General features: G+C 50.7%; 14 protein-coding genes. 5 read left to right on the top strand and 9 right to left on the bottom strand.

What is annotated here, in order from left to right; translation table 11 throughout:
* The 5 genes from traN to JHU38_RS11930 all read left to right on the top strand — a co-directional run.
* Positions 1-638, top strand: a 638-nt coding sequence (gene traN, locus JHU38_RS11950; RefSeq protein ID WP_207859396.1) for a conjugative transposon protein TraN, incomplete at its 5' end; no start/stop codon positions are given.
* Positions 639-640: 2 nt separating this feature from the next.
* Positions 641-1,216 carry a conjugal transfer protein TraO gene (locus tag JHU38_RS11945; protein WP_004371731.1) on the top strand — a complete coding sequence of 192 codons (576 nt, stop codon included), beginning with the start codon at positions 641-643 and terminating at the stop codon, positions 1,214-1,216.
* Between the two features lie 7 nt (positions 1,217-1,223).
* Positions 1,224-2,126 carry a toprim domain-containing protein gene (locus JHU38_RS11940; protein WP_004371733.1) on the top strand — a complete coding sequence of 301 codons (903 nt, stop codon included), beginning with the start codon at positions 1,224-1,226 and terminating at the stop codon, positions 2,124-2,126.
* A complete protein-coding gene (locus JHU38_RS11935; protein WP_004371735.1) occupies positions 2,123-2,626 on the top strand; it encodes a DUF3872 domain-containing protein in 504 nt (167 codons plus the stop codon). The genes JHU38_RS11940 and JHU38_RS11935 overlap by 4 nt, the downstream gene beginning before the upstream one ends.
* A complete protein-coding gene (locus JHU38_RS11930; RefSeq protein ID WP_004371737.1) occupies positions 2,623-3,150 on the top strand; it encodes a glycoside hydrolase family protein in 528 nt (175 codons plus the stop codon). The genes JHU38_RS11935 and JHU38_RS11930 overlap by 4 nt, the downstream gene beginning before the upstream one ends.
* Positions 3,151-3,201: 51 nt before the next feature.
* On the opposite strand, the gene JHU38_RS11925 is transcribed toward JHU38_RS11930, so the two are convergent.
* The 9 genes from JHU38_RS11925 to JHU38_RS11885 all read right to left on the bottom strand — a co-directional run bounded on the left by JHU38_RS11925 (position 3,202) and on the right by JHU38_RS11885 (position 6,884).
* Positions 3,202-3,423: a DUF7688 family protein gene (locus JHU38_RS11925; protein WP_004371739.1), complete on the bottom strand. Its 222-nt coding sequence runs from the start codon at positions 3,421-3,423 to the stop codon at positions 3,202-3,204.
* 117 nt (positions 3,424-3,540) lie between these two features.
* Complete coding sequence (locus tag JHU38_RS11920) at positions 3,541-3,849, bottom strand: hypothetical protein (protein ID WP_004371741.1); 309 nt, start codon at positions 3,847-3,849, stop codon at positions 3,541-3,543.
* A gap of 54 nt (positions 3,850-3,903) precedes the next feature.
* The gene (locus tag JHU38_RS11915; protein WP_008126028.1) at positions 3,904-4,149 is read right to left on the bottom strand and encodes a DUF6956 domain-containing protein; all 246 of its coding nucleotides are present in this window, start codon (positions 4,147-4,149) and stop codon (positions 3,904-3,906) included.
* Positions 4,146-4,376: a DUF3873 domain-containing protein gene (locus JHU38_RS11910; RefSeq protein ID WP_004293898.1), complete on the bottom strand. Its 231-nt coding sequence runs from the start codon at positions 4,374-4,376 to the stop codon at positions 4,146-4,148. Before JHU38_RS11910 ends, JHU38_RS11915 begins: the two co-directional genes overlap by 4 nt.
* Before the next feature lie 19 nt (positions 4,377-4,395).
* Positions 4,396-4,653 (bottom strand): hypothetical protein, encoded by a 258-nt coding sequence (locus JHU38_RS11905; protein WP_004371745.1) that lies wholly within the window; start codon positions 4,651-4,653, stop codon positions 4,396-4,398.
* 24 nt (positions 4,654-4,677) lie between these two features.
* The gene (locus JHU38_RS11900) at positions 4,678-6,009 is read right to left on the bottom strand and encodes a PcfJ domain-containing protein (RefSeq protein WP_028900990.1); all 1,332 of its coding nucleotides are present in this window, start codon (positions 6,007-6,009) and stop codon (positions 4,678-4,680) included.
* Positions 6,006-6,422 (bottom strand): PcfK-like family protein, encoded by a 417-nt coding sequence (locus JHU38_RS11895; RefSeq protein WP_004371748.1) that lies wholly within the window; start codon positions 6,420-6,422, stop codon positions 6,006-6,008. Before JHU38_RS11895 ends, JHU38_RS11900 begins: the two co-directional genes overlap by 4 nt.
* Before the next feature lie 13 nt (positions 6,423-6,435).
* On the bottom strand, positions 6,436-6,657 hold the full coding sequence (locus JHU38_RS11890; protein WP_004371749.1) for a hypothetical protein: 222 nt from the start codon (positions 6,655-6,657) through the stop codon (positions 6,436-6,438).
* Between the two features lie 11 nt (positions 6,658-6,668).
* Complete coding sequence (locus JHU38_RS11885; RefSeq protein WP_008126037.1) at positions 6,669-6,884, bottom strand: hypothetical protein; 216 nt, start codon at positions 6,882-6,884, stop codon at positions 6,669-6,671.
* Between the last annotated feature and the right edge of the window lie 1,101 nt (positions 6,885-7,985).

Raw genomic sequence — 7,985 nt, 5'->3', positions numbered from 1 at the left:
GGCTGGAGGAAACCTACCGCCGAAAGGCGGCAAGGCGCTTCCTGCCGAGCCTACACGTGAAGTACGCCGCCGAACCGCTGTTGCTCAATGTGGAGATGTGCGACTTCATCCATGACGGCAGCACGGTGAACCGCCCGAATAACGCACAGGAAATCTATCTGAAAGAGCTGGGCAGCGAAAGCCCGATGCTGGTGCGACTTATCATGAAGTCCATCCACAAACAGAACAAGCGCGAGGTGAAGCATATCGGCTGCAAGCGTTTCGGCATCCAGTATCTTCTCAAAGGCATCTACACGCACAACGGATTGCTCTATTTCCACACGGAGATAAAGAACCAGAGCAACGTGCCTTTCGATGTGGACTACATCACTTGGAAAATCGTGGACAAGAAGGTGGCGAAGCGTACCGCCGTGCAGGAGCAGATCATCCTGCCGCTCCGCGCGCAGAACTACGCCACCCTCGTGCCGGGCAAAAAGAGCGAGCGCACGGTCTTCACGATGGCGAAGTTCACCATCCCCGATGACAAGTGCCTCGTGGTGGAGCTGAACGAGAAGAACGGCGGCCGTCACCAGTCCTTCGTGATTGAGAACGAGGATTTGGTACGTGCGGGTACCATCAACGAACTTCAAGTGCGCTGACCATGAGAAAGTACATCGCAATAATCATCGCGTCGCTTGCCCTTTTTACAGGGCAGGCGCACGCCCAGCGGTGTCTGCCGAAGATGCAGGGCATCGAGGTGAGGGCGGACATGGCGGACGGCTTCAATCCCGGCGGCAAGGACGGCGGGTACAGTTTCGGGGCGGCTCTCTCCACTTACACGAAGAGGGGGAACAAGTGGGTGTTCGGTGGCGAATACCTCCTGAAAAACAATCCCTACAAGGATACCAAGATACCCGTGGCGCAGTTCACGGCGGAGGGCGGATATTACTTCAAGATACTGTCGGACGCCCGAAAAATCGTGTTCGTCTATGCCGGGGCTTCGGCTCTCGCCGGATATGAATCGGTGAATTGGGGGAATAAGGTGCTGCATGACGGCTCCACGCTGCACGACCGGGACGCCTTCATCTACGGCGGTGCGCTGACGCTCGATGTGGAGTGCTACGTGACAGACCGTATCGCCCTGCTTGCCAACCTGCGTGAGCGTTGCCTGTGGGGTGGCGACACGCGGAAGTTCCACACGCAGTTCGGGGTCGGCGTCAAGTTCATCATCAACTGACACGGGCATGGAACGGACGGAAATAGATGCTATCAGAAGGATGCCGCTTGCGGATTTTCTCGCACGGTTGGGGCATGAGCCTGTCAGAAGGAGCGGTAACGAGCTGTGGTATATCGCCCCGTACAGGGGCGAGCGCACCCCCTCTTTCCGTGTGAACGTGGCGAAACAGCTTTGGTACGACTTCGGTTTGGGCAAGGGCGGTGACATCTTCACGCTTGCCGGGGAGTTTCTGCAAAGCGATGACTTCATGAAGCAAGCGAAGTTCATAGCGGAAGCCGCCAATATGACGGTTGCCGGATGGGAAAAGCCCGCCTATCTCCCGAAGCCGACCGAACCTGTCTTTGAGGATGTGGAGGTCGCTCCGCTGTTTCGTTCACCGCTGACGGAGTATTTAGAGGAACGAGGCATACCAATCGGAGTAGCATCCCGCCACTGTTGCCGCCTGAACTACAGTGTGCGTGGAAAACGGTATTTCGCTGTCGGTTTCCTGAATATGGCAGGTGGATATGAAGTCCGAAGCCGATATTTCAAGGGGTGCATCCCGCCAAAAGATGTGTCTTTGGCAAGGACGAAGGAAATCCCGGCTGACGAGTGCCTCGTGTTTGAGGGCTTCATGGACTTTCTCTCCGCCGTGACGCTTGGCGTAACCGGTAACGCTGACTGCCTTGTACTGAACTCTGTCGCCAACGTGGAGAAGGCGGCGGGATTGCTGGACGGCTACGGGCGCATCGGATGCTTCCTTGACCGTGACGAAGCCGGACGGCGGACGCTTGACGCTCTTGCCAAACGGTATGGGGCGCATGTCGCCGACCGTTCCTCCCTCTATGGCGGTTGCAAGGACTTGAACGAGTATCTGCAACAGACAACGAAAAAACAGAAAAACAACCATCTAAAAATCGAAGAAAAATGAACATACTGAACAACAGAAACAAGAGAACAAATATCTTTAAGGTGGTGGCGTTATGCCTGATAGCCGCTGTGTCATTCACCATCGTGTCGTGCGATGACGACATGGACATCCAGCAGTCCTATCCCTTCACGGTGGAGGTCATGCCCGTGCCGAACAAGGTGACGAAGGGGCAGACGGTGGAAATCCGCTGTGAGCTGAAAAAGGAGGGCGACTTCGCTAACACGCTTTACACCATCCGCTATTTTCAGTTTGAGGGAGAAGGAAAGTTGAAAATGGATAACGGCATCACCTTCCTGCCTAACGACCGCTACCTGCTGGAGAACGAAAAGTTCCGCCTGTACTACACGGCGGAGGGCGAAGAGGCGCACAACTTTATTGTGGTGGTGGAGGACAACTTCGGCAACTCTTTCGAGTTGGAATTTGACTTCAACAACCGGAATGCAAAGGATGACGGTTTGACCATCGTTCCCATCGGCAACTTCAGCCCCTTGCTAAAATGATGCGTGTATTCATGACAATGCTCTGTTCGCTTCTGACGGTCTGTTTTGTGTCCGCACAGATCAGCCGCCAAGAGGGAACGGACGGGCAGGCGGCAATCTACCGGCTGTCTCTATTCGAGAGGGCGGTACGATGCACGAAGTATTTTGAGGGATGGCACTCGGAAAAGCACCACCCATACGTGGGTTGGGGTCACAAGATTTTGCCGGGCGAAAGGTACTCGGCACGAACCATGACGAAGCGGCAGGCGGACGCGCTCCTGCGGAAAGACCTGCGGAAGTTCTGCGCGATGTTCCGGCAGTTCGGGAAGGATAGTCTTTTACTTGCCACGCTTGCTTACAACGTGGGTCCATACCGGCTTTTGGGTAGCAAGACAATCCCTAAAAGCACCTTGATAAAGAAGCTGGAGGCTGGCGACAGGAACATCTACCGGGAGTATGTAGCCTTCTGCAACTACAAAGGAAAACGCCACGCCATGCTGCTCAAACGGAGAAAGGCGGAGTTTGCACTGCTGTATATCCCGTGACTGTAAATGAAAATCCGATGAAGCCGCCAACTTCATCGGATTTTCCGCTTTTCATACATTCGGGATTGTACCCGTATCTATCACGTCACCATCCCTGCAAAATTCGATGCTTCCGGGTGTAAATCCCATGCTCCCGATTGCGATGTGACGGATATAGTCCGCATACTCCCTACCTTGAAAATTCTTTCCCGTAAGGTTTTTGAAAATCATCTTTATGCTTATGCCGTCGTTGCCGTGCAAGATGATTTTTCCGTCCTGCCTGATTGTTTCCATAATAAAAACTTGTTTTTGTGAATAATATCGCAGATTGGCACAGAGGTTTCTTTGCTACTTTCTTTATCCGCCATCATGCTCACCGAAAGAAAGTAGGGCGGCTCTCGCCGCCGCAACTCAAAAGCGTGTGTAAAGTCCCGTCACCATCGTGAATATTTCTTCCAGCATATCAAAATAGATGCCCTCGTGTACGGCAATGTACTTTTCCTTGCACTCGAAAGTCTTTTTGCTGAATGTCCTGCGGTAGAACCGCATATTGTAGAGGTCTGCCCCCGCATCATAGATGATGTCAAGGCGGTTGGCACTTGTCTTGTTCCGTGTAAGGCTCATCCGTAAGCCGTTGCCCATGTCGATGAAATCACGGCTACCCGTCATGGCGGTAAATCTTCTTCCGCCTATCTGCTGTAATATCGTCTGTGCTATCATTAACCGTTGTTTTTAGGGTTTTAAGTGTTGGCGGTGTCCGCACCGCCAACTTGTTCAAAATTCTCGCATCTCGGCAATGGGTGTCTGCCGTTGCAGCCACTCTTTCACACATTCCATATTATACTCGCTCGTGATGACTGCCGTATGGCTGTCGGTGGCGGTGAAACGTGTGCTTTCGTAATCATCTATCCACCCTTTGAGGGTGTCAGTTCCCCACGCTTGGGCATCGTCAAAGATACCGTCCAATGCCGTGATAGGTTCGCTGAATTTGACTATCAGCGTTTGATAGGTCGTGTTCATCGGTTGCCCTCCTTTCCCTGCTTTGCGTTCAGCCACTTGTCCCTTGCGGTTCGGCACTCGTCCAATGTGGTTTTTACACAAGCGAACAATTCTCCGTCCGTGTGGCGGTAGTCGTATTGCACAAGTGTCCGCCTGCGTCTGCCGATACCCGATTGGAAACGCTCGTATTTCTCCGTACCTGCTTCCGTGCAGGTACTTACTCCGTTGATGGTCATTCGTGTTGCCATAATGTTGCTTTTTAGATGGTTAAAAATGTACTGACAGAACTCTGTTCTTCATCACCATTTCGGGGTTGCTCGTGTAGCGTTGGTGCAGGTAGAAATGGTGTGAGCCGAAGCCGTAAAGGAAGAACTTGTCAAGTTCGTGCTTCTCGGCAAACTCCTTTACGCTCTTTCTCAATTCCCCCTCACTCGTTGTGAGAGTGAGGAGGTTTACAAATTCAAGGAACAATGCAGGGATTTTATCGTCCCACACACAAATCATGCTTTCAATTCTTACTTCCATATCAATGTTGTTTTAGGGTTGATGCTATGCCACTTTCATCCGCTCACGGATAAGGTTGGCGTTCTTATTCACAAGGTCTATGATGCGCTCGTGGTATTCGGTGTCTTGGTTGTACTTGCCGTGGCACTGCACCACCTTGAGTGTCCGCAAATCCACCTCTACGGTTTCAATTATCTCACCGCCAATCCTTGCCGAGAGTATGAGGGTGTCGGCTTTCTTGTAGTATTCACTGCCGAACACGCAGATGTTCTGTGCCTTGCCCTCGCTGTAATACTCGTCTATACTTTCAAGCACCTTGATGATTATTTCCTCGTCCGTGATTACCAATCCGAAGAATTTGGATTTGTTGGCGATGAAATCCTCCGCATCTTTTTCCCTTTGCAGTTGCCGCTGTTGCTCACGCTCACGCCTTTCAATCTCCCAGCGGCGGCGTTGCTCGGCTCGTTCCTTCTCGTGTATGGTTTCAATCTTTCGGGTTGCGTTGTCGTGTGCCGCCATGAAATCTTCGGGGCAGATGTTCTTCGGGTTGCGGAGGTCTTGACCGAGTTTGTTGAGCATACGCAGATAGTCGCACCACATGGAGAAGTTGTCTATCAGATACTTGTGACGCTTGGCAATCAGATATGATGCCCAGCATTCATCGGCAGTACGGGCATTGAAAAGAAAGTGTTTCATAACCTCAATCTCACCGCCTTTCATAAGGGTTTCAATTCTTGGGTCTGAAAGCAAGGCTTTGAAAAGACGCACGGGGGAAATGCCGTGGAAATCGCCCTTGAAGCCGTTGCGTCTGAGTTGGGGTAATACCCTCATTTTGGGATATGCACAGCTTCTTGCCACAACATCATCGTATAGGCTGTTGTGCGGTCTTATCTCCATCGCGCTGCACAATGCCCATACATCGCAGTAACAGAATGTGAAGCCACGGAGCAACGCCATGTCCGTAACCTTACCGTCGGGTGAAATCCAACGCTGCACAACCTCGTGGCAATAGAAGTGCATCGGCTCGCCTTTCCTGCTCTCGCATCTGACCTGCGCCACACGGATTACCTGATAGCCTTTGCAGGTGGTTATCACGCTGAAATACTGCGTTTCCTTGTAGATACGTTTGCGTGTGTCCTGCACTTTGAGTTCGGCATGGCATTTGGGGCAGGTGCAACCTTCAAGGGTGTCGCACAGTACGCTGTCGCTGTGCCACTCGTGACCGCAGTCGGAGCAGGTGATGTTCCCTTTCTTGGTGCGGTAGCCTATATGTTCAATGCAGTGGCGGTATGCCCATTCAATTTGTGTCGTTGATATGGGGCGGAGGTTGGCTGAAAGTCTTGCCACCTCTTTCTGTATCTTGGTCTTCGGTTTCATAAGCCTAAATCAAATAATGAGGGTTGGGGGTGGGTTTCTTTTCTCGCTGACGGTCTGTTGCGGTTCTGCAACTTGCGGAGTTCCTCCTCTTGGTATCTGCGGACTGCATTCTGACGTGCCTCCGCCTTTTCCTCTTCCGTGAGTTCCACAACATGGTTCACCACCACTTGGCAGTTCATAGGTTTGCCCACCTCTATCTCGTTTTCCTCATAGTAGTGGATGACTTGCCCGAATATCTCTCCGTCCGTGAAGCCGCTGCAACCGCTTTTCTGCACATAGTTCAGAATGTGGGTCACACACTCGTCTATGTTTTTGGCAGGGTTGCGGTACTTCTTCGCAAAGAGCGTATCTTCCTCCGCCCGCTGTTCCAGATACATTTGTATCGTTCTTTTGAAATGGTCTGTTCCTTTCATATCGCTGTCGTTTTTAGATTGTCTGTTTAAGTATCTCTCTCCAATAGGTCGGCTCTACCTCGCTGAGAAGGAAGTCCATGAAGTCCCTCCGTGCGTCCTTGTTCAGTTCGTGGTACAATCTTCGGAAAGTGCTAAAATTGCCGTTGATGTACGTTTCCACCATATACACGAAGATGTTGTCCACCTCGTAATATTTGCACTGCTGCGCTACCGTCTTGCAGTTTCTCTTTGCCATGTCGGTAAGGGTTAAAGGGTGAATAACCAAAGGATGAAGCCGAAGAAGGCAATGGTGAAAAGGATAGCCACGATTACACCTATCGCCACTCGGAACACTCCGTTTACAATCTCTCTGATGATGCCCCAAAGGATGCCGAACACCCCGAAGGCGGTGCGCATCATCAAGCCGCATATCGCCAACCCGATGTATTGCGCCACTTGTCTGAAATTTGCCGTTGCTGTCATATCTTCGCTGTTTTTGATTTTTTTGTTTTTTATGCGGATTCAAGAGCTGAGGGAGTTGAGTTTCAAACTATCTTATCTGCCTCTCGTTTATCCGACATTTTTTTTATGCGTCTTTCTGTCGCATCGGTCGTTTTCGTTTCGGGTGCTTGAAAAGGTAGGGATTAGGGAATGCAAGGTTTTTCGGTCAAAATACTACCCGCAGGGCTGGAGATTTTTACCGAAAACAGGAGGCTTGACCTTGCTTTCCCGTCCAATCCCGGAATTACCTTTGCGCCCAGAACGGAAATGACTGCCTGATGCGGCTCACTGAAAGGCGCAAAAATGGAGGTAAACGAAAACAGAGGCTGATTGGGTAGAAAAAACTTCAGGGAAAAATCCGTAAAAAAGGAATCACCAAAAGGAAAAAGACATCACCGGAAGCGTGAAAAGGGCAAACCACTACAAAGGAAGTATGATTGTTTTCCGATCCGACAGGACTTGTCCAGCCGGGCGACAACAATCATTCTTCCCGGATTGCCCGCTGTGTGTGGCTACCTGTTTCATTCATGGGGCAGGCGGACACACTCTGCATTCACTTTCCGCTTCCGGCAAAAGGGACAGCGAAAAAAAAAAATCATCTGAAAACCCGTAAAAGCACCTCTTGGCATAGGCGCAAAAGAAAGGGGCATTGCTTCATCTGTCTAAACATCGTTTAGGCGTGAGGCAATGCCCTTTTCTCCGGCTATGCGGTAGTTGGCACACGTTTGTTCCAAACTCGTTTTGGGCAATGGTGTGCCGACGGATAATACCGCTTTTACGGAAAAATCTTATGAATGAGGGGATAAAAATCTGGGAGTTTATATCAAAATCTCGGATTAAATAGCTACTTTTGCATACGAAGAGTTCTTTGAAGGTTACGCAACGCGCAGAAGGATAATGCAGTAGATAACTAACTAAATCGTAACCTATTACTATCAAGAGCGATTAACCAACGCTCATTTCCAATAAATTACACTCTTTTCGTAACTTCTTCTGACAAAATTACAAAAACGCTGAATCAATAATGAGGATGGGCTTACAAGTGATGAAGCCGGAGACTTCATCATCGGTGCGTCTCTCCCG

The organism is Prevotella illustrans (assembly GCF_017426725.1).
Taxonomy (GTDB): Bacteria; Bacteroidota; Bacteroidia; order Bacteroidales; family Bacteroidaceae; genus Prevotella; species Prevotella illustrans.
Note: the sequence above shows the minus strand (reverse complement) of the source record. Positions and strands in the feature narration are given on the sequence as shown.